This window comes from Psychrobacter sp. H7-1 (genome assembly GCF_904846585.1).
In the GTDB taxonomy this organism is placed as follows: domain Bacteria; phylum Pseudomonadota; class Gammaproteobacteria; order Pseudomonadales; family Moraxellaceae; genus Psychrobacter; species Psychrobacter raelei.
Genome location: NZ_CAJHBH010000005.1, coordinates 83,810 through 105,989, shown reverse-complemented (window position 1 = coordinate 105,989; position 22,180 = coordinate 83,810). Strand labels below are relative to the sequence as shown.

Genomic DNA, 22,180 nt, shown 5'->3' with positions numbered 1-22,180 from the left:
ATGTTTGCCATACATTACCTTGATCGTGCGCTCTTTGAGTGCTAATTACCGCGGTGATAAGGGTGATTGTTATTGATACTCATTGCTCGATAAAGCTGCTCCATCAATACCACACGTACCAAGGGATGGGGCAGGGTTAATGGTGATAATGACCACTTAAAGTCCGCTGCGGCCAGTACCTCAGGTGATACCCCATCAGCGCCGCCAATCACCAATGCCACATCGTCACCAACTTGCATCGCTTCACTGAGCTTATCGGCTAACTGCTCGGTCGATAGCATCTTACCCTTAACGTCGAGCACCCAAAGCTTCTCACGTGAGTTACTTTGATGGGTGGCCAAAATGGCTTTTCCCTCCTGCTCACGATACTGTGCTAGATTGGCTTCTGAGGGGTTTTTGGCGCGTTTTGCAGCGGCCAAATCGACCATTTCGGTAGTCAACATCGGCTGAATACGTTTGTGATACTCATTAAACCCAGTATCAATCCATTTAGGCATTTTACTGCCGACACTTAGAATTCGTAATTTCATAAAAAAGCCTTAATTAAGCCTTGTGCTAACACTCAAGCTAACCGCGAGTACTAAACCCCAATGTCTGCCATACTGATCAAAACATAACAATGCATGCCAATGCATAGCAATACCTAAAGCCAATTAAAATAATAAAACCTACGGTTTTAAACATCAGTTAACTTGCTTTTAATAGCGAGTTAATCATCATTAGCCAATAACGCACAAAGCTGATACGCTGAAAAAAGTCAACCGGACAAACGCTAAAATAGCCAGTTATCCACAGAGAAAAAAAGACCCATGGGTCAAGCTGTGAAACATTAACTTATTTTATACATTTTGCGCCCAAAAAATTTGATTAGAACAGCATAAAAACAATTATCTACATAAGTGTTTGATTTTTATGGTAAAAATAACTGTATAAAAAATGAACAATTTTACCTAAAGCCCTAATGGCTCTAGGGTATCAGTTGTCAAACACCCAGTTATCCACAGAGTTATCCACAGCATATGGGGAAAAGTCCGCACGCCCTTGTCTGGCATAGCTTACAAGCAACTTATCAAAGTTTGGAAAAAATGGCATGGTGCTACAAAAAATTAATAAATCTGCCAAAAAATATAAAAAACCAGTATTTTCAAGGCTGTTAAGGACTATTTTTGGCAGATGTTTCACGATAATGACAATACTAAAAGTGAATTGTTTTTTTGTTTATGGGTTAAGAACGATGGCCTATTAGTCTTTAGTGTAGATCAAATCCCATACCCCATGACCTCTATCGATGCCACGTTTTTCAAATTTGGTCAAAGGACGAAAGTCAGGGCGCGGCGTAAAGTTACCTTCGCCTGCCGTATTGGTCAGCCCCTCAAAGTTATCGAGCACCTCTAACATCCAAAACGCATAATGCTCCCAATCTGTTGCCGTATGGAACCAGCCGCCGGTTTTAAGTACTCGGGTAACAATTTGCATGCGCTTGGGGCTCACAAAGCGGCGTTTATAATGGCGCTTTTTTTGCCATGGATCGGGGAAGTACAGCTGAATACGGTCAATATGATTCTCAGGCAGCTGCTGCATTAGGGCGATGGCATCACCGTTGATAATCTTAAGGTTACTCAGACCTTCCTCGTCAGCGGTAAAGGCACATTTACCGATACCCGGCTCATGCACTTCAATGCCCACGAAGTTACGCGTGGGATCAGCTTTGGCCATCTCAATCAGTGATCCCCCCATACCAAAACCAATCTCAAAGGTCAGCGGTGCATCTGGGCCGTTAGGGGTTTGTTCCGTATCAGCAAATAAAGCGCGCAAGTCTGTGATGTCCTCAATAAGGCCTTGGCCTCTGTCATCCATCGTATTGACGATATACTTGGCATAAACAGGATCAGTTAGCGCTTGCTCGGCATTTTTGTTAAGGTGGGTACGGCGCTTCATAAAGGTTTTGATGAGGCGCGGGTAGGCGGCGTCATTGGCTTCAGAGGTTTGTGAGTTGTCTATATTTGGGGTGTTTGGGGTGTTGGGGGTAGTCTCAGCGCTCATATTAAAAAAATCGTCCACTATTGGCGTTATAAGAGTAAAGATATTAGCAGCAGGTAAAGACGGTTGAAAAACCACAGCCTGGCTAAAAAAATCAGTCATTTTGGCGTATTATAGCGGTTATCTCCCTATAAAACGATGCGCAAACCTCGATAGTTTGCGTGTACTTAGCATGATAGATGTTTATACAAGGCTTAGCCGGTATGTTGTTTATTGAAGAGACCTCGCCACCGCCATTTTATCAGCCTAAGCTTAGTGCTGAGCAGCGTACTCAGCTGGATAAATGGTTCATTGGTAAGCGATCGCAAGCTTATTATTTAAAACGCTTTGCTCAGTTTGATGAGCAAGGCTATTTGTCGCCCAAATGGAACTGGGCGGCATTTATTGCCACCTTTGGATGGCTGCTGTATCGCAAGCGCTATTTGGATTGTATCGTATATACCGTAGCGGGCTGGTCTTTTATTCAGCTTAATGTGGTTATTGTGTTGGTTGCCTTTGAATATATGTTTATGCCGCTTGTGGCGCATGACTATCAGATGGGGGTGCGGGCTTTCATTGCGTTGGCGATTTGGATTTTTTGGTCAGTGATGGTCGCACGCTGGGCCGATGCTTATTATTATCGTATGGCGCGCCGAGAGATTGCGGATGTATTAGAGGATTATCCTCGAGCCCCTGAGCAGCAAAAAGCGCATTTAAAAAAGGAGGGCGGCGTTAGTGTGGTTGGTCTGGCGGCCTCTTTTGGGCTGTTTTTATTCCTAATAACCGTTATCCAGCAGCAGTTTTTGCCCTTATATGCCAAGCCTAAAGCCACAGGCATTATTCAAGAAAGCTTTGGGCTTACCCGAGTCGCCACTGCCCAAGTGGAAGCCGCTTATCAAGCCCAAGGCCAGTGCCCGGTCGGGATGTCTGTTGACAGCACGGCACAAAATATCCGTTTTGAAGTAGTCGCGCAGACCCCAGCCTTGGGTAATAAATCCAGTAGCTGCGTATTGATGGCCAGTCTCACTGGGGTGCCATTTCCCAATCGCAATCTTAATGGGCAGCGCTTTATTATGTATCGTCCCTCAGCCGATAAGCAGGGCAAATGGCAATGTATCAGTACTTTAAATGACAAGCAGCGCCCTGCGATATGTCAAAGCAGCTAAATAAACCCAGTTGAAAATCAGACAACCTGGCCTGCTAAGAGCTGGATTTATGAATGCCCACTGCGGTTTCTATTTCATTTAAGTCCAGCTTTTTGCCCTCTGAATGATCAGAGTCAAATAAGCTTTCAAGCTCCATCATAGAGGACTGTACCGAGGCAATCATCTTGGCCTCATCTTCATAAATGGCCTGCTGCTGTGCCAACAGTTTGTCATCATAATCACGAAAGGCGGTGATGGTCTCGCGCGCTTTTTGAGGAGAAATACCAAGCAGCTCAAGCGACTCACGTGACATATCTAGCGAGGATAAGTAGGTTTCGCGCCAAATGTGAGTAATACCAATCTCTCGCAAGCGGTAAAAATGGGCCCGGTTACGCGCACGTACTAGGATTTGAAGATGCGGATAATTGGTATGCAAGTAGCGGGCAGTGGCAATAGAGCGCTCGATATCATCAATGGCGATGATAAACAGGCGTGCCTTCTCAATACCGGCAGTACGCAAGATTTGCGGATTTTGCGGGTTACCATAATAAACCTGGTTACCAAACTTACGCACGAAATCCACTTGGTTGGCTGAGCTCTCAATGGCGGTAAATTCGATATTATGCATGCGCAGTACGCGGCCGATAATTTGTCCGACACGGCCAAAGCCTGCGATAATTACCGGATGCTCATGGTCAGGGATGCTGTCATATTCACGGTCTGGCTGACCTTTATCAAATCTGGGCTCACCGAATTTTTCAAGCAGCATAAATCCAATAGGGGTCAGTGCCATAGAGATGGTCACAATCAAAGTCAGTAGATTGGCATGCTCTGGACGCAGTACGTTTGAATTGGCCGCCGTGCTAAATAACACAAAAGCAAACTCACCGCCTTGAGCCAAAGTCACCCCCAGACGAATACTGGTTGGTAAGCGGTTGCCTAATAAGCGGGCAATAATGGTAATCACCCCAAATTTAATCACCATTAAGGCAATGGCCGCGCCAATGATAAAAGCGGGGTGCGCCAAGATAAGTTTGACGTCGGTGAGCATACCAACGGACATAAAAAATAGACCCAGCAGCAAGCCTTTAAAGGGCTCAATACTGGCTTCAAGCTCATGGCGGTATTCAGAGTCGGCCAGTAGTACACCGGTCAAAAAAGCACCCAATGCCATAGATAAGCCAATCTGCCCCATCAAAATAGACACGCCCATGACAATAAATAGCGCCACGGCGGTCAGCAGCTCATTGGCACCACTTAAGGCCACGAACTTGAAAAAAGGGCGTACAACATAACGGCTGACTAAGAATAAGCCGCCAAACACTGCCACCACTTTACCAAAATAAATTAAGTCATAAGTCTGCTCACGCACCCCAGATAAGAAGGGAATGGCAGCCAGCAGAGGAATAACCGCAATGTCTTGGAACAATAAGATGGTAAAGGCTTCGCGTCCATGGGTGCTCGACAGTTGCTCCTTTTCGGTCAATACTTGTAGCACAAAGGCAGTAGAAGACAACGCCAGACCAAAGCCGACAATAAAGGCGGTGTCTAATTTTAAGCTGCTAAATTCATACAGCAGCCCCATTAACAATAAGCCTGTCACCCCAACTTGCAAGCCCCCGAATACAAAAATCGAGTGACGCAGCGCCCAAAGCCGTGAGGGCTGCAGCTCAAGTCCGATGACGAACAACAGCATGACCACCCCAAACTCAGAAAAGTGCATTAAGCTTTCGGCATCACCGGCCACATCAAACACACTCGGACCCAGTAGCAAGCCAGTAATCAGATAACCCAGTACAGTTGAGATATGCAGCCGCTTGCCCAAAGGTACCAATAACAAGGCGGCACCTAAAAAGATGGTCGCTTGTAACATGAGACTGGGTTGAACAAGGGAGGCTGCAATCATGTAGGATCCTTATTTGTAGAGCAGTGGCGGTAAGCTTAGGGCAAGCAAGTGATAAAACAAGTGATAAAAGAGGTATGTCACAACAGTGATGGTTACTATTCAAAGCCTCTTAAAACGTAAGCGTGCTTCAAAAATTGAAATAATAGCCACAAACAGTGGGCTATTTTTTGCGATATACTTTCCAAACGCCGTTATCGGCTAGGGGATTACTGTAAGCATCATTGCGTTTTTTTCTAGGTTTTTGACGGCTATCGACAACCTTGAAGTCCGGCAGGGCATGGACAATAAGTCCAGTACGATAAAAACGAATACGCTCAGGATCAAGCAGCTCGCCCTTGTCATTGCGACAAAACACATAAGCACGCAGATCAATAAACTCTCGATGTGCAACCAGCCGCGCCGTTTCATCATTGGCCAAGACTTTTTCTAGACGTAGGTACTCATTTTCAGTAAACTCACCGCATTTTTCGATAAGTGCGCCCACCGAGCCAAAGTTTTTGGATTCTTTGGCACGGGTTTTGGTCAAATGTAGCCGCTGCACGTGATAGATAAATTGTGGAATCTCTAAACTTGCAGGCAAAGGCAGATTATCAGGCGGCAAATAGGCTGCCGGATAAAACTGCAATGCTCTTTGTATCAGCGGCTTCCATCGTGCATGATACGCGGCAACTTCGTCTTTATTGCCCTGATAAATGGGCATGTCGCGCACTTGAGTTATAATATCTGGCGGAAACTGGTCATGACGAAACGCGGCAATATCTGCCTGCAACCCTGAGAGTAATTCTTTAGCAAGTGATTTACCCTCCTTAGATAAAGGATCTGGGATAATATCTTCGGGAGCGACAAAAGGTGCAGAGCGTCTTGACATAATTGATATAGGTTCATTATTAAGAGGGTTAAAACCATGTTATCATAGCCGAGCAATCTAATTGCGTTTAGTCTGTTATATTATTTTGACGACATACGCTAGATAATAAGCTTTTACCCCGGTTATGGGTGGTGGTGATCTCACAGTAGCCTGTCAGTAGTGGCCAGAAAAACAGCACAATACAGACCAATCAATAAAATTCGACTTAAGCGCGAATGATAGGGTCCATATTATTGGCTTTTTTAACAAACTGGAAATTATTTTAAGAACTACGTTGAGATAACTCAACTTTAATTTTTATAAGAGATGATGCCGCTGTGCAGATTGGCGCTAAGGCGGTAGGTGTCATGATAGAAATTGGCATCGAATCAATTGCCCTAACCCCTAATCAACCCCAATTTAATAATCTATCAAGCACTCTGATTTAACCCTCAATCATTAAAGCCTTGTAAAACCAAGTGAGATAAAAGATGTCCATGAAACCTGTCGTTGCCTTAATAGGTCGCCCAAATGTGGGTAAATCGACAATATTTAACCAAATGACCAAAACCCGTCAAGCCTTAGTCGCTGATCTGTCCGGACTCACCCGTGACAGACAGTATGGTGATGCCACGTATAACAACAAGTCTTTTGTTGTGATTGATACCGGCGGTATTGGCGAGGCTGATGATGGCCGCGGTAGTATTGATGACTATATGTCCGCACAATCGCATACCGCCATCCATGAAGCAGATATTCTTGTGTTTGTGGTTGATGCTCGTGCCGGTATGATTGGCGCTGATGCTGAAATTGGTAAAATGCTGCATACCCTAGGCAAGCCGGTATACCTGGTGGCCAACAAAATTGATGGCGTTCATGATGCTGCGCCCGCTGAGTTTTATGCATTAGGATTGGGTGAGCCATACCCTATGACAGCCAGTCATGGCCGAGGTATTGCCAACTTACTTGATGATTTAACTGCCGATATGCCAGAGGATGTGGAAGAAGAAGATCAAGGGGGGCTGAAGCTTGCAATTATCGGTCGCCCGAACGTGGGTAAATCCACGCTGGTTAACCGCATGCTTGGTGAAGAGCGCGTTGTGGTGTATGACATGCCAGGCACCACCCGTGACAGTATTTATATCCCCTTTGAGCGCAATGGCAAAAACTACGTACTTATTGATACTGCCGGTGTACGTCGCCGTGGCCGTATTGATGAAAAAGTTGAAAAATTCTCAGTAATTAAAGCCCTACAAGCCATTAAAGATGCCAACGTGGTCGTCGCTGTCATTGATGCCCAAGAAGGTATTGTCGATCAAGATTTACATATGCTGGGTTATGCGCTAGATGCTGGCCGGGCTATGGTGGTGGCAATTAACAAATGGGATGGGCTATCAGAAGACAAAAAAGAGATGATACGCATCGAGCTTGATCGCCGATTTAACTTCATTCCGTATGTCAAAGTACACTTCATCTCAGCGCTACATGGTACCAACGTCGGTAACCTATATCCATCGATTCATAAAGCTTATGCCTCATCGATGTTCAAAGTATCGACCAATCGTTTGACTCAGATTCTAGAAGATGCTGTGGCCGCAAACCCGCCACCTATGTCAGGTGGGCGCCGTATTAAGCTACGTTATGCGCATTTGGGTGGTCATAATCCACCGATTATCGTTATCCATGGTAATCAGACAGGCTCCCTGCCTAAAAGCTATCAGCGTTATTTAGAAAATGAGTTTCGTAAGGTGTTTAACCTAGAGGGCACGCCATTAAAGGTTGAATTCAAGCTTAATACCAACCCTTATGCTGGCAAGAAGACCACTTCATCTAAGAAGCTAAGACCTGGGGTCTCTGAAGCCCGCCAAAAGCGCCGCAACATGAAGTACAAAAAAGGCTCGCATAAAAAGTAGCACCCTTGAGCTTTAAAGTATAAAAAAAGGGGCGGTCATAGACCGCCCCTTTTTTGTGCGTTACGCTCTATCTCGCGTTAGAATAAGTTGCTGAACCATTTTACCACATGCTGCCAAGCACGCTTAAAGATACCAGCTTGTTCCACATCTTCAGTGGCAACGATAGGCACAGAGGCCACAGACTTTCCATCTACTACTGCCATCATGCGGCCGATCTCTTGGCCTTTTTTGATGGGGGCCTCTACTTTATCTGAGATGTTTACCACAGTGCTGATTTTATCCGTCTGGGTCTTAGCGATTAATACTTTTAATGCTTCACCAGTGGCTGCTTTTACTGAGTCTTGCTTGCCAAAATAAACAGGCACTGAGTCTACAAACTGATTGGCAGGTGCAACGACTTTAGTGTCGAAGTGACCAAAGCCCCAGTTTAATAATTCACGTGACTGATCGGCACGTGCCTGCATGCTTTTGCTGCCCATAATGACAGAAATTAGACGCATGTCATTACGCTTACTTGACGCGGCTAAACAGTAGCCAGCAGCATCGGTATGCCCCGTTTTTAGGCCATCAACAGTGGGGTCGGTACGCAATAGGGCGTTACGGTTACCTTGAGTGATGTTGTTATAAGTGAACTCTTTTTCAGAGTAAAGCTTATAGTAATCACCACCTTGCTTGATAATAGCGCGTGATAATATGGCCAAGTCGCGTGCAGAAGCTCTGTGACCTTCATCTGGCATACCGGTGGCGTTGACAAAATGGGTGTTGGTCATGCCTAAGGCTTTGGCTTCTGCGTTCATGATTTGAGCGAACGCACTTTCGCTACCAGCAATATGCTCAGCCATAGCCTTTGAGGCATCGTTACCTGACTGGATAATAATACCGCGTAGCATATCAATAGCCGGAGCGCTTTTATTGACCGGCACATACATACAAGACTGATCGCTGGTACCGCGACACCAGGCGCTTTCTGTCATTAATACGGGGTCAGTCTCTTTCATTTCACCCGACATCAGCTTCTTTTCAATGATGTGACTGGTCATCATTTTGGTAAGTGACGCTGGAGGAAGTGGCTGGTCGGCATTTTTTTCTGCCAAAATGACTCCCGTATCATAGTCCATCAAGATATAGGCGGTGTTGTCCATTTCAGGTGGGGGTACCGGAGCCGTCGCTGCTAATGAGGCACTAGATAGCAGCAGCATACTAGAGCCTAAAAATAGAGATTTAGCCGTTGATAAACGGGTTACTGATTGAGCTTTATCTAATATAGGTAACAGCTGGGTTACAGGAGCAGTCATATCTAAGACACCATATTTGGTCATAGGTTATTCAGTGGTAGAGTAGGCCTGTCAATGAACCAATAGCAGACGCAGGCAAGATGTGTGGCTTATTTTTTAAAGCAGAGGCACAGTAGGCGAGCTAGCATAGTGGTATCAGAGGCTTTTGACTACATCTGAATGAATCTAAATTGGAGGTAAAGGTTTACTATGTTAAAAATACCACATAACAGAAGAATCAAAGCGTTAGGTTTGGCCACAGATGCTTTATTAATTAAGTGCCGTTGCAAAAACAGCGCCCATTACTAAAGCTTGGGGTCAAACGAGAGTGTATATTAACAAATTGCACAAATGGGTTAAACAAATAAATTAGCAAATAACCTTTAAATTAAAACCCTTAGGATAGCAGCAAGGTTGTTTTTATGATTTATTATCTTTAGAGCCTCTGTGCTCTAATTTTGGATTCATTATCTTATAAAGCGGATATAAAAATAAAAAAGGGCCGATAATTTATCGACCCCTTTTTATGTGCTATGTAGTGTTATGTGGCTATGTATTTTAGGTGATTGGCTAAAAGCGAGTATTGGCCAAGTCTTTACAAAGTGCTAAGTTCTCATCACGTGAATAACTCAATGTCCAGTCGCGCATACTTGATAAAATGGCTTTGTAATCTTGCTGCGTAGATAAATATTGGATTGCTGCTTTTGGATTTTTAATAGACGGCAGCATTTGTTTTAATTGATTGTTATAGGTTCTACGAAAGTTAGTTTGCTGCTGGCGATTTAACATAGGCGGGCACACCTCAGACAATACTTGTAAGACGGCAATTTCATGCTTAGTGGCATTAGCACCGGTTAAATCTACAGGGATAGTGGTTTGAGCCGCTTGAACAAGGGCTGAGGCAAAAAAAGTAGCACTGCCTATTAACGTGGTGAAAATCAGTTTGCGTGCACTATGGGTTAATGTCTTAGATAGAGTGGTAGCACTCAAACATTGGGTCATTAGGTTTTTCATAATCTTCATCATCATCTTATTAAGTGATAAGGCATATGTATCAACTTAAGTGTCAAAAATTGATTGTAGAATAAAGTAAACATTGAAAACAATTGGGTCAAATCTAGCGCGCCACTTAACGTTTATTTTGATAGGTCTATTTTATAGTTTTAGTTTTGATCACGTTATCGCTTTAATGACCAACGGGGCGTCAGCCATAAGACTATCATCTATAGCTATTATCACACGGTTTAAGGGGGGTGATGTTTAACAAGTGTGACCGTATTTTTTTAAAGCGTAATTTGTATTGCTGCACCGCCAGTGGCTGTAATAACTCAGCTGTGGCTGATGAGTTCGCCAACTATATTATGGGAGTTTCTAGTTACCCAAGGCTAACCAAGGCGATTTTATGAGTCGGTTTATGTTCCCCACCTTTTAGCTGACCTACTATAAGGCCTTACTTTATTGTAGCAGATTTAACAGCGCTAACCCTAACCTAGCCTTTACGCTATGTAAAGAATCGTTATATCCTTTGCCGGTATATTGACATAAGCAATCAAGTGATTAGGATACTCATTAGTTAGGTATATAATCAGTTGTTATGATAGGGTAATGCTCTATCTAAATCATCATCTGTGGGCTTAGTGTTTGTCACAATGAGCAGGCACTTGCTTGTATTGTACACCTTGTTCTAGTTGTCCGCAGCGATAAGCGTCGGCTAATTTATGGCTGTCGCTTGCTGCTGCTATTGTAAATATTTTATAGGGAGGCAGGCATGTCTAATACCACTTTTATAGACACACAAAAAACCACGCAATCACTAAGTGTTAAACCGGCAGTAAGCTCAGTTAAGTTTAAAGGGCTAACCGTGGCAGTGTTGGGCAGCGTATTGATGTTAGCAGGCTGCGCTACTAAGCCTACCTATCAAGCTTCAGGCCCCAGCGTTCAAGTTAATGCGCGCGGTGTACCCAACTACTATCAAGTGAAATCAGGGGATACGGTCAGTCATATTGCTGCGCGCTATGGTCTAAATTATCGTCAAATTGGGGCTTTAAACCGTTTAGACAGTAAATACACCATCTATGCTGGCCAGTGGTTAAAATTGTGGGAAGGTGGTGCTGCAGCACCTGTGGTGACCAATACTCGAAACAATACCCCAGTCTATAACACGCCTGCACCCGTGACTACACCAACTACTCCAAGCTACAATGCAACCGCTACCTCAACCAAAGGCTATGGCTACCCAAGTAGCAACCCAGTGGTTAAAAACTTCAATGCTACAGCAGGCGATATGGGGATGTGGTTTAGTGGCCGTATAGGAGACCCTGTGTTAGCCAGTAAGGGCGGTCAAGTACTCTATGCAGGTAATGGCTTGCCTGAGTATGGCAATCTTATTATGATTCGACATGATGATCGTTATATCACAGTGTATGCTCATAATAATGAGTTACTGGTAAAAGAGGGTGATCAAGTACAAGCCGGCCAGCGTATTGCTACCATGGGGAATTCTGGCCAGACCAATCAGGTCGGTTTGCAGTTCCAAGTTAGAGAAAATGGCACACCAATTGATCCAAGAGCAGTACTGGGGCTATAGTAGCTGTAGCTAGGCATTTTATATGTCATCAGCACCTAATTAATGTTATTTACGGATAATAAGCCCAAAAAAAACACCCCAAGAGTCAGTGGGGTGTTTTTTATTGTGCTATTTATTGGCCGATTACTTTGGATGTCATGGTAATTACATCCAAATTAGCTCACATCAATGCCCATTAGTCAAAGATCTGAATGTAGGCATTGGCACGCAGCTCTTGTAACCAGTCTTCTTGAGCCTGAGGTGCTAAACGTTGATATAAAGCTTCACGGGCAAGATTGCGTTTGACCGTATCGCTCACATCTTTTTCACGCGTATCCTCAACTTTTAGAATATGCCAGCCGAACTGCGACTTGAAAGGAATGGAGTAATCGCCTTTGGGGGTGCGCTTCATCATCTCTTCAAATTCAGGCACCATTTGACCTTCAGCTACCCAGTCTAAGTCCCCACCACGACCGGCTGAGCCAGGGTCATTTGAGTAAGTTGAGGCCAGCGCTGAGAAGTCGGCATCATGGCGCAGCTGCTCGTATAAGTCATTGATTTTTTGTTCTGCCAGCGCGTCACTGTTTTGTTCATCAGTTTTGATTAAGATATGACGTACTTTCCACTGCGGAATAATCATGTTGTCATTATTGCGCTTGTCGACCAGCTTCACCACATCAATACCTTCTGGGGTGATCTGTGGCTCAGTCACTTGACCGACATTTAATGGCGTGATTTGTTTGGCGATATCTGTGGGTAGGCCGGAGGCTTCATGATAGCCCATATCCCCGCCTTGTACTGGCGCTACGTAGTTTTTGGCAATCCCTGCTGATAGCTCATCTAAGACAGACTGAGCATCATCTGTATTCATTAATAAATTTTTGGCTTGTTGAGCGATTTGTAGTGCCGTTTGTTTTTCGCTTTCGGTAATGCGGTTGTAATCATCGCTAAAGGGAATTCGAATGTGGATGGTACGGTACTCTGCGCTTTGTAACCGCTGAGCTTCTGGGGAGGCCAAAAAGGCATCAATGTCTTGCTCAGTGATACGCACACGGTTGGCAACTTGGCTTTGTTGTAGGGCTTTTAAAGATTCCTCTTCAATGACTTGAGCGCGCAAGCTTGCATAGCTGCCAGGCTGTTTGGCATCTAGTGTTTGCTGTAATTGTGATAAGGAGGTTAGACCTTGAGACTGTGCAAAACGGGCCAAGCTTTGGTTAACCACATCGGCATCAGGACGGATACCTGCTCTTTTGACCATATCTAGCTGCAACTGGCGTAAAATCAAACTGTTTAATACATCATTTTGTAGACGCTGTGCACTGGGAGCAGGCTGTCCACTGGCTTGAATACGGGCTTGCGCTGTGGCCATCGCTGAAACCAGCTGGCTTTTTAAAATAGGGGTGTCGTTAACCAGGGCAATCATGCCATTGGTGCTTTCACGGACTGAGACAGGGGTGTTGGCTGAGGCAGTACTGGTAGCAATGGCAGCCGTATTTGACTCAGTTGTATCGGTTTTAGCATCGGCCGCCTGCGCAGATAAGCTTAAGGTGCCAAGCGTACCTAGTACGGTCGAAACCATTAACGTATGGGTAAGCTTTTTTAGAGCCACTGAATGCGCCGGAGTTGCTGTGATATTGCGAGCATTTTTAATTGCAAGTCGCGAAGTAGTGAGTACTGTCATAAGGAGCCTGTTTTTAGCCTGAGTATGGGTATTTTACTGTAAAAGATGGATTAACTATCAATAAGGGTTGCACTAGGATATCATTAATTTTAAGCACAAAAGTTTCGCTTTTGTCACCGATTAGATTACTTTTTCCAAAGTGTGTCTACCGGCTCATAACCAAGTATTTTATCGTTGAGGTGCTTACTTAATCGACTGCTTCTATCGCCAAAGCCATTGATTCTAAACTCAGCCATGATAGCGCGTGTCGGCTTGTCATCTAAGTTTAAATCATTATAGTAACTGCGGCCATAAATTGAAAATCCATAGCAGCAGTCCTCATAATCTAAGCCTAAAGTGGCATCGATAAACTTGTTGTTACGGCTGTCGTATTGACCTTGGCCGAGTACGCGCCAGCTGTCATTAATAGGCACAATAGCAGCGGCCGTTAAGGCAGAAAGCTCAGATTGGTTGGTGAGGCGATCTTCTTTGCGTTCTATCACCCCAAAATTCACCAAACTATTGGGTGTGGGGTTATAACGCACCTGACTGGCGATATAGTTTAGGTTGTTATTTGAGTCCAGTGCGCCGTTGAAGTCAAACCATAGGTTGCGATAAGGCTGTACACTTGAGCGCCATGCCACCCCAGTTGAGTGTGAGTCATAGCCAGCGTCCTCTGAATCTAGCAAGACTTTTGGCTTACTCAAAAAGAACTGATCACCAATACCACCGTCGAAGCGGGTAACCCCCATCGAGTCGATATAGCGATAATTTAGGCCCACAGCGACGTTATTGTTGTCTGAGATACGGTCATGACCTAAAAACCAACTGTCTGCAAATAATTGATCATAATCAATTGAGGCAAAACGAGTATCAAAGTTAGGAATAGCGCTTTGGTCTTCAAAAGGTGAGTAGCTGTATTTCACCCGAGGGGTTAGCAGCTGATAGCCGCCCATGGTGTTATCAAACCAACCAAAGGGGGAGCCTGCCTGATAAAAATTCAAACCTGAATCTATACTAAATTTAGGCACAAAAGCAGATTGATCGTTATCATCTTTAGACACGTTGTTCTCTAGGCGGCTTTCTTCATCAAAAGCGGCGTACAAGTGCTGCAAGCTTACCTTGGGTGTCACATAACCCCAAGTTTTTTCGATCGGGTAGCTGGCATTGATCTCGTTATAAACGCGCACACCACTTTTTTCATTCTCTGAGCCGTCATCAATCGATTTTTTGAAGTAGGCGGAGTCATGCACGCCAGTAATGACAAACTTATCTAAGGCATTATTCAAAGTAGGTAAGCGATAATCCACTGTCAATTGCGGCAGACGAGAATAGGGCTTGTCTTTGTCTTGAATGATATTACCGTTGACATCAGTGGCTTCTAAGCTTTGAAAAGTTTCTACCTTGAGCTGCGCATTAATATAGTCATCATAATAATTGACACGGCCACGTCTGGGCAGGTTAAGACGATTTTCTACCAAACCATAATCATCAAAGTCATTGAGATAATCGGGGTCAGATACATAGCTGTAGACGGCATCAGCAGTTAATCTAGGAATGGTTTTTGAAGCCCATTGATGCTGATAAAACACGCCAGTACGGTCTTCATCGTCATACTTTTTATCCTTGGGCATATAAGCGGTGGTCAGCTGACCCTGACCATAATCCTCGGTAAGATAACGAAATTCACCGGTTAACATGGGGTTACGGTTACTGTAAATGTCGGTGGTAACCGTCGCATCATAATTTGGCGCTAAGTTTAGGTAATAGGGCACACTAAGCTTTAGGCCGCTGTCGCTATCGATGCGGGCATTCGGGGTTAATACGCCGCTGCTGCGTCTGTCATCAACTGGGAAGTTAAAGTAAGGCAGATACAACACCGGTACTTTACCTAAGCGGAAAGTGGCGTTATAAGCTTCACCACGGCCGGTTTCGGTGTTGATATCAATGTTTTGTGCTTCAATCTGCCACTTACGGTTGGCAGGCGGGCAGGTTGAGAACATCACCTTTTCAAGCTCGTAATGCGTATTATCCGGCTTATTGAGTCGCTTGGCATAGCCGTGTGCTTGCATGGGTACGCTGGCAAAAGCCACATCATAGGCTGTGGCCGCACTGTTATTGGTGTTATAAGCCAGCTCATCTGCCACCACTATCATGCCTGAACCATCTGTGGCATTTGCATCTTGATTGGTGGCCAGTTTTTCAAGACTGGTGGGCTGATTTTTGGGGTTGCTTGGGCCTGATTCCGCTAATAACACCCCACCTTTGGCACCGGCGATACCGGTATTTAAGTCAAGCGCGAGTTGGTCGGCGCTGACCATCTTGCCATCTTGCATCACCTCAACGTTACCGGCCAGCTCCACATAAGTGGTGTTGTCATAGTAAGCATAATCGGACTGAGCATATAAGGGTAGGCCGTTGGCTAAAGACAGCCCATCTTGCTGCTGCGATCTTTGAATGGCCTGTTGGTAATTGGCATCGGCGCCAGCACTACTAGGTGTCACCCAGACGCCCTCACAGCGATACGCTGAAGCGCCGTCAGATTGGCTGTTGAAGATTTGCGGAGCAGCAACGGGTGCCATGGCCTGTGCTTCAATAACACTGCCACTTTGGCCTTGCTCGACGCGCTCACGTAGCTCTTCTGCTTGTAATTGATAAAACTGCGCCAAACGCTCTAAGCTTTTTTGTACGCTGTCGTCTTTGAAGCTTGCTGCCAGATTCTTTGATTCATCTACCCGCTTACCGATACTGGAGGCTTGCTTATTTTTATTGATGGCAGCTTGGCCACTGCTTTGCTTGGCACTATTGGGGATAGCGCCAGCAGGGGTGCTTGGGACAGTTGGTGCCCGTAGATCAGCGTTAGCTTGGGGCACAGGATTAGTTTTAGGCGCAGAATTATTTGTGGCAGTAGGGAGACCGTCATCAGCGCTTTTTACTTGAATGTAGTCATCTTCAGAGGAGTTGACCTTGGCGATACTGGCGCTGGCGCTTTGGGTCACCCTCGCTTGATTGGCCTTGGTTTGATTGGCCTTGGCTTGCTTGGCAACAAAGTCTTTATTGGTCAGTGGCGCTTTATTAAAAAAGGCAGGCTGCGGCTCACTCTCAAGCCCCACGGCTTGCAAAGCTTCAGTACTGGCACTGTTCGCTGCGGCAGTAAGCGGAGCTGCTGGCAAATCTACGCTAGCTTCTGTTACAGCTTTATTGACAGTGGTAGGGCGGACTGCTGCAGAGGTTTGCTTGGTAGCTGCAGTGCCTGTTGTCGTATCTGTTTTCGTATCTAGGCGTTTGTAAGTTTTGGTTGAGGCATCAGTTAAAGTCGCCACTTCTACAAAAGTTGACGCTTGAGATACGCTGGCAGTAGGCACCGCTTTAACCGATTGTACAGACGAGTCGGGCTGGGCCTGCGGGCTAATGATAGCACCGTAAGCACTGGGCACGCTAATCAACAGCGGTAAGCTGAAGGCTAAGCGGGTGGTCGTATGCGGACGGCGTGAAAAATCACGGCAAGCACGCAAAATACTGCTATAGAGTTGCGAGTACAGCAAGAGATTACCTTATTATATTGAGTTAAAAAATATATTTTAGCCTAACCGGTATTTACTAAGCTGCAAATAGGCCAGCAGAATCTATCTTACATCAATTTAGCATTAACCATGTTTATGGTGTAATGTACCAAAACCTGTCGCTATTATATAGGCTTGCGCTGCTATAGTGATGATATAAATTTGCAATATCTTATCATAGTCAAAAAAAGGCAAATCAGCTACACTATATGCTTTAAATTTTGCCATTGATTATCAGCACAGGCTCATTGACTGATTATTCTAGTCACAAGGTCCCAAAAAATACCAGTGAAGACGTGTTAGAAGGCAGCGTATTGTGCCGTCCTTCTGTTCCTTTATTATAGCTATATAGATAAAAGTCGCTTAAATTATGACAAATACCACCCCCCAGCCCGTTCAAGCTAACGCGGCAGAGATTTACCATACCCCCAAGCGCTACGAGCAGTTGAGTCAGTTTATTGCAGCGGCGTTTCCGCAGCACACCTTGCGCATCGAAAGCTTACCAGGGGATGCCAGCTTTCGCCGTTATCATAGAGTGTATTTGCAGCAAAAAGAGCAAGATTTTCAAAATGATGCGCAGCTTGATCCAAGTTATATCGTCATGGATGCACCGCCGCAATTAGAGTCTATCGAAAGCTTTGTACGTATCGATAAATTAATGGCGCCAAAAATCAACGTGCCCACCTTACTGGCTCAAGACATTGAGCAAGGCTTTTTGGTGCTACAAGATTTTGGCAGTACAGAATTTGCCCATTTGATTGCCGAGGCCAAAGTAAAGCAGGACACAGGCCGTATCGACGAGCTGTATCGCTGGGCTGTTGACAGCTTATTGCAGCTACAGACTTTGGATGTGGCCAAGGCCAAACAAGACTTTAACGTGGCTGATTATGATGCGGCAACTTTAGCGCGTGAAATGACTTTATTTAGTGACTGGTTCTTACCTTATATAGAGGTGACGTTAGATGAGCCTACACACGCTTTATGGCAGCAGTTTACAGATGGGCTGATTGAGCAGTTACTACAGCATCCTAATGTCGTGGTGCACAGAGACTATCACAGCCGCAACCTGATGCAAGATCAGTATCACAGCAAGAATCTTGGGGTGATTGACTTTCAAGATGCTTTAATTGGTAGCTATGCTTATGACTTGGTGTCTTTGGTACGTGATGCCTATGTGGATTGGAGCGAAGAGCAGGTAGCGGGCTGGATTGAATATTATTGGCAGCAGTGCCAGCAGATGGGATTGCCCTGTGCCGCTGAGCTTACCCACTTTACCGCACAAGTAAATTTGATGGGCTTACAGCGCCATCTAAAAGTGCTCGGTATCTTTATTCGTTTGGCTCAGCGTGATGGCAAAACGCGTTATTTGTCTGATATTCCTAAAGTTTGGCAAGATTTAGTCGTTGAGCTTGACTGGCTGTCTCAACATGCTGATGCTCAAATTCAAGAAATGGTTGCGCCGTTTGCCACGTGGCTACAGCAACATATCGCGCCTAAATTTAAGCAAAAGTTTGGTGAAAAATAAGTCAAGTTGCGGCAATAAAAAAGCCACTTTTAACACTACCCACAAGTATAAGGTTCACAATGAGTACTGTGCAGATGTCTCAAACTCCTCATATTACCCAAGCTATGATCTTGGCTGCAGGTAAAGGCACTCGGCTGCGTCCTTTAACCTTGACCACGCCTAAACCCTTGGTTGAGGTGGGTGGTCAGCCTTTGATTGTATGGCATATTAAGGCTCTAAAAGCGGCAGGTATCACTGATATTGCCATTAATACCTCTTGGTTGTCAGACAAGCTGATGTCAGCTTTGGGCAATGGTGAACAATATGGGGTCACCATTCACTGGTCGGTAGAAGAGGGTGAGCCTTTAGAAACAGCCGGCGGTATCGCCAAAGCGCTAAGAGAGGGAGCGTTACGATCTGAGCCTTTTATCTTGATTAATGGTGATGTGTGGAGCGATTATGACTTATCTGGCCTGACTGAGTATCAGTTGACAGCCGATCAACGCGCACACTTATTGATGATTGATAACCCTGTGCATAATCTTAAAGGTGATTTTGCTATTAATAATGGGTTGGCCGGCGAGCACGCGGTCGAAGGTGCTGATAAGTATACCTTTGCGGGTATCAGTGTGGTTTCTCCGACCTTGGTACAAGGTATCGCTGAAGGTCAGGTGGCAGCATTAGCACCTTTATTAAAAAAAGCCATGCTCGGATTTCAAGTGACTGCTGAGGTGATGCAGGCCAATTGGGTAGATGTGGGCACAGCGGAGCGCTTAGACGATATCAATCAAAATCTACAGATACAAGGCACTACTCATCACCCCGGTCGTCCTTAGTCGCGGCTGGATTTTGCTCAGTTGAACTGAGCTGAATATTTCTGGCTCTAAGATAGGCAGCTTTGCTTGCCTGTTGCTGCGCGTCAATCTCTTTTAGTTTTTGTTCTTTTACCTCATCGACCATCCGGCCTAATTTGTCATTGAGCGCCTCTACTTCTTGAGCGGTACTCTTAAATCCTTTTTCCTCAGCCAAGCCATGGGCTTCTGCTTGTGGCAAATCTCGAGACAATAACAGCTGATCGCTGGCGCTACTGGTATTTTTTTCTAGATAGGGTGGCTCAGAGCTTGCACTGCTATATGTCGTATTGGTATTGGTATTGGCGTTATCTATTTGAGAGGTTTTGTTGGCTTCAGCTTGAAGCGCAGGGCTGGTAGAGTCTGTGTTTGTATTGCTTGACGCCTTGTCAATATTAGAGGCGCTATTGCCTTGACTTGCGCCAGATTGCTGCGTAGCACTGTCCGTATCTTGGTCGGCTTGCTTATTCTGTGCTTGATCGCCTGCCTTATCAGTGCTCTGTGTGGTCTTTTCAATAATTTTTGTGTCACTTAAAGTGGTTAATACCTCAGCGTTATTTAATAGCTCATCGTCATTAACTAAAGCTGCCTCCACATTGGTTGTAGGCGTTGATACTAAGCTGTTATCTGCTGTAATGACAGTTTGTTTTTGGCTATTCATGACCACCGCAATGAGTATCAGATGAATGACAACGGCCAAGCTAATAGCCGGCAGCCATTTTTTAAACTTATCAAAATTTTTAGCGGACATGAATGGTAAATTCCTTGTTTATGCGAGGGTTTATTCTACCGCATCTTAATGATATTTGACTTAATTTGTCGTATGGAGCGCTTTGTCAGCCAATATTATTAGCCAAAAATAGTAGTCTTTTTGATGTGCTTTGCATAAGTTACTCATAAAAAGACATGTTTTATATTTAACCAGAACCTATGCCATATTAAAATGCAATGCCGCACTAAAATCCAATCAAACAAGCGCAAAAACCACCAATTTGATATAATCCCACCTTAAATACAGACAGCGAATAGCGATTGATTATGCAAACTAATTTTTCACAGCCACAAACCTTTAATCCTGCTGATATAACCCGTAATGTTATAGATAACAATCAAGATGACATGGTCGATAGCCTCGATAGTGACGAAGAAGACTTAGATTTAGATTTGGATCTTGAGTTATCCGATGAGCAAGAGATAGCCCATAAAGGCGTAAAGTCTGCACGCTTTAAAAAGCTACAAAAGAAGCTGCGTAAACAAGTCTCTCATGCCATCCGTGACTTCAATATGATCGAAGATGGCGATGTGGTGATGGTGTGTGTGTCAGGTGGTAAAGACAGCTATACACTGCTTGATATCTTGCTGTTTTTAAAGCGTATTGCTCCGATTAACTTCGATGTTGTCGCGGTAAACCTGGACCAAAAACAGCCGGGTTACCCCGAAGAGGTGCTACCAAATTATTTGCAGCAGCAGGGCATCCCGCACTATATTTTAGAAAAAGACACCTATAGCGTGGTAAAAAGTGTGGTGCCAGAGGGCAAGACCTATTGCTCAGCTTGCTCACGTCTGCGCCGCGGCTCTTTATACGGATTTGCCAAACAAATTGGCGCAACTAAAATTGCTTTAGGTCATCATCGTGATGATATTTTGGCTACTTTTTTCTTAAACTTATTCCATGGCGGGTCACTTAAGGCCATGCCACCGAAGCTATTAAGTGATGACAAGCAAAATGTATTGATCCGTCCTTTGGCTTATGTAGAAGAAAAAGACATTATTAAGTATGCGCGCTATAAAGAGTTTCCCATTATTCCATGCAACTTATGTGGTTCTCAGGAAAATCTGCAGCGAGCCATGATTAATGACATGCTGCGTCAATGGGATGACGCGCATCCTCAGCGTTTGGCCTCTATCTTTAAGGCGATGCAAAATGTGGCGCCATCACAGCTTGCAGATAGAGAGCTATTTGACTTTGAGAGCCTAACTCTACAAAGAGATGACTCAAAAAGAGACTTTGAGGGCCATAATATTCAAGTGGGTGTGGCCAATGAGTTGGCTGAAATTGGTCTACCCACTCAGCCTGACATCAAGCCTTTTGAGAGTGCAACAGCCGCCAAAAAAATCCCGACCATTAATCCTATTATCGATTAATAAGTGGCCTGTAGTGACAGAGTAAAGGTTTTGAGCGGGTATTCATGAATATGAAAAAAGAGAGCTTGGGCTCTCTTTTTTTTGGCTAAGATTTTTGTGAAAAAATAGGGCTTGGTTATTTTTCATCAAAAGAGTGCAGCGGCTGAAAGCTAATCTCAGCTTGGGGTAATTTGCCGACTTCTCTTAAGCGCCAGTTTAATTTGCCCTCGTTACTGACTTGGACATAGTACTTCGACTCTAGATCATCAAGATCAATGTGCGAGGTATATTTGTTGCCTTGAGTGTGGGTTAGTACACCATCTCTGTCTTTGCTAATGTCGGTAGCATGAGAGATGGATAGGTTGAGTTTTTTGGGATAATAAAGTGGGGTGCCATCATGCAGTTTTCCTGACTTTAGGCTATCACTTGGGTAGTGTAGGGTGAAGGTAACCGTACCATCTTTATCAAAAATCATATCACCACTTAAGTCTAAGTCATGAGCCAGCTTATCGCGAGAGACATCCTGATATAAGGTTTTACCATCCATATACCAGTCATCACGAACCACTGTGTCTTTGATTTGTACTGAGTAATACACAAACCACAAACAGGCCACTACGACAAACAATGGCAAGCCAATCACAAAAACGAGGACCATGTAGTTCTTATACCAAGGCTGAGTATCTTGATGCCCAAACTTGACAGGAGACGTGGATTTTTTCATAGCACAACCTTAATCCATATACATAAAAATAAAGTGCCAACCCATAAGCAAAAAGCCTATAAAGCTGGCGATTTTTAGCGACTA

Annotated in this window: 17 protein-coding genes; 6 read left to right on the top strand and 11 right to left on the bottom strand. The window is 44.6% G+C overall.

Translation table 11 applies throughout. The annotated features are described in order from the left end of the window. Positions 1–41 precede the first annotated feature (41 nt). Both rlmH and trmB read right to left on the bottom strand, forming a co-directional pair. Positions 42–530, bottom strand: a complete 489-nt coding sequence (rlmH, locus tag JMX92_RS03385; protein ID WP_011960981.1) for a 23S rRNA (pseudouridine(1915)-N(3))-methyltransferase RlmH — start codon at positions 528–530, stop codon at positions 42–44. A gap of 712 nt (positions 531–1,242) precedes the next feature. Continuing rightward, complete coding sequence (trmB, locus tag JMX92_RS03380) at positions 1,243–2,043, bottom strand: tRNA (guanosine(46)-N7)-methyltransferase TrmB (RefSeq protein ID WP_155587082.1); 801 nt, start codon at positions 2,041–2,043, stop codon at positions 1,243–1,245. 176 nt (positions 2,044–2,219) lie between these two features. On the opposite strand from trmB, the gene JMX92_RS03375 reads away from it, so the two are divergent. Further along, positions 2,220–3,185: a DUF2628 domain-containing protein gene (locus tag JMX92_RS03375; RefSeq protein ID WP_227675248.1), complete on the top strand. Its 966-nt coding sequence runs from the start codon at positions 2,220–2,222 to the stop codon at positions 3,183–3,185. 34 nt (positions 3,186–3,219) lie between these two features. On the opposite strand, the gene JMX92_RS03370 is transcribed toward JMX92_RS03375, so the two are convergent. Both JMX92_RS03370 and JMX92_RS03365 read right to left on the bottom strand, forming a co-directional pair. After that, positions 3,220–5,070: a monovalent cation:proton antiporter-2 (CPA2) family protein gene (locus JMX92_RS03370; protein WP_011960978.1), complete on the bottom strand. Its 1,851-nt coding sequence runs from the start codon at positions 5,068–5,070 to the stop codon at positions 3,220–3,222. A gap of 160 nt (positions 5,071–5,230) precedes the next feature. Beyond that, positions 5,231–5,938, bottom strand: coding sequence for a hypothetical protein (locus tag JMX92_RS03365; protein WP_011960977.1), 708 nt, complete (start codon positions 5,936–5,938; stop codon positions 5,231–5,233). 470 nt (positions 5,939–6,408) lie between these two features. Here JMX92_RS03365 and der point away from each other — a divergent pair, with 470 nt between their 5' ends. Further along, complete coding sequence (der, locus tag JMX92_RS03360) at positions 6,409–7,830, top strand: ribosome biogenesis GTPase Der (RefSeq protein WP_011960976.1); 1,422 nt, start codon at positions 6,409–6,411, stop codon at positions 7,828–7,830. Between the two features lie 77 nt (positions 7,831–7,907). On the opposite strand, the gene JMX92_RS03355 is transcribed toward der, so the two are convergent. Together JMX92_RS03355 and JMX92_RS03350 are read right to left on the bottom strand one after the other, a co-directional pair. After that, on the bottom strand, positions 7,908–9,029 hold the full coding sequence (locus tag JMX92_RS03355) for a D-alanyl-D-alanine carboxypeptidase family protein (RefSeq protein WP_041773756.1): 1,122 nt from the start codon (positions 9,027–9,029) through the stop codon (positions 7,908–7,910). A 645-nt stretch (positions 9,030–9,674) separates the two neighbouring features. After that, a complete protein-coding gene (locus tag JMX92_RS03350; protein WP_227675247.1) occupies positions 9,675–10,094 on the bottom strand; it encodes an MCR_0457 family protein in 420 nt (139 codons plus the stop codon). Between the two features lie 778 nt (positions 10,095–10,872). On the opposite strand from JMX92_RS03350, the gene JMX92_RS03345 reads away from it, so the two are divergent. Further along, the gene (locus tag JMX92_RS03345) at positions 10,873–11,691 is read left to right on the top strand and encodes a M23 family metallopeptidase (protein ID WP_155587081.1); all 819 of its coding nucleotides are present in this window, start codon (positions 10,873–10,875) and stop codon (positions 11,689–11,691) included. Between the two features lie 175 nt (positions 11,692–11,866). Here JMX92_RS03345 and JMX92_RS03340 read toward each other — a convergent pair whose 3' ends face one another. The 3 genes from JMX92_RS03340 to JMX92_RS03330 form a co-directional block, all read right to left on the bottom strand. Then, positions 11,867–13,351, bottom strand: a complete 1,485-nt coding sequence (locus JMX92_RS03340) for a peptidylprolyl isomerase (protein WP_150097901.1) — start codon at positions 13,349–13,351, stop codon at positions 11,867–11,869. A 125-nt stretch (positions 13,352–13,476) separates the two neighbouring features. Then, the gene (locus JMX92_RS03335; RefSeq protein WP_201543900.1) at positions 13,477–16,875 is read right to left on the bottom strand and encodes an LPS-assembly protein LptD; all 3,399 of its coding nucleotides are present in this window, start codon (positions 16,873–16,875) and stop codon (positions 13,477–13,479) included. 102 nt (positions 16,876–16,977) lie between these two features. Next, a complete protein-coding gene (locus JMX92_RS03330) occupies positions 16,978–17,121 on the bottom strand; it encodes a hypothetical protein (RefSeq protein WP_201543898.1) in 144 nt (47 codons plus the stop codon). 142 nt (positions 17,122–17,263) lie between these two features. Here JMX92_RS03330 and JMX92_RS03325 point away from each other — a divergent pair, with 142 nt between their 5' ends. Both JMX92_RS03325 and murU read left to right on the top strand, forming a co-directional pair. After that, positions 17,264–18,418, top strand: coding sequence for an aminoglycoside phosphotransferase family protein (locus JMX92_RS03325; protein WP_201543896.1), 1,155 nt, complete (start codon positions 17,264–17,266; stop codon positions 18,416–18,418). A gap of 74 nt (positions 18,419–18,492) precedes the next feature. Then, a complete protein-coding gene (gene murU, locus JMX92_RS03320; protein ID WP_227675246.1) occupies positions 18,493–19,233 on the top strand; it encodes an N-acetylmuramate alpha-1-phosphate uridylyltransferase MurU in 741 nt (246 codons plus the stop codon). Here murU and JMX92_RS03315 read toward each other — a convergent pair. Beyond that, the gene (locus JMX92_RS03315) at positions 19,208–19,999 is read right to left on the bottom strand and encodes a hypothetical protein (protein ID WP_201543892.1); all 792 of its coding nucleotides are present in this window, start codon (positions 19,997–19,999) and stop codon (positions 19,208–19,210) included. The two genes, murU and JMX92_RS03315, sit on opposite strands and share 26 nt — an antisense overlap. 368 nt (positions 20,000–20,367) lie before the next feature. Between JMX92_RS03315 and ttcA the strand changes: the two genes are divergently transcribed. Beyond that, positions 20,368–21,393, top strand: coding sequence for a tRNA 2-thiocytidine(32) synthetase TtcA (ttcA, locus tag JMX92_RS03310; protein ID WP_413786855.1), 1,026 nt, complete (start codon positions 20,368–20,370; stop codon positions 21,391–21,393). Positions 21,394–21,508: 115 nt separating this feature from the next. Here the strand turns inward: ttcA and JMX92_RS03305 are convergent, their stop codons facing one another. Continuing rightward, the gene (locus JMX92_RS03305) at positions 21,509–22,096 is read right to left on the bottom strand and encodes a FixH family protein (protein WP_201543890.1); all 588 of its coding nucleotides are present in this window, start codon (positions 22,094–22,096) and stop codon (positions 21,509–21,511) included. Positions 22,097–22,180: the final 84 nt, after the last annotated feature.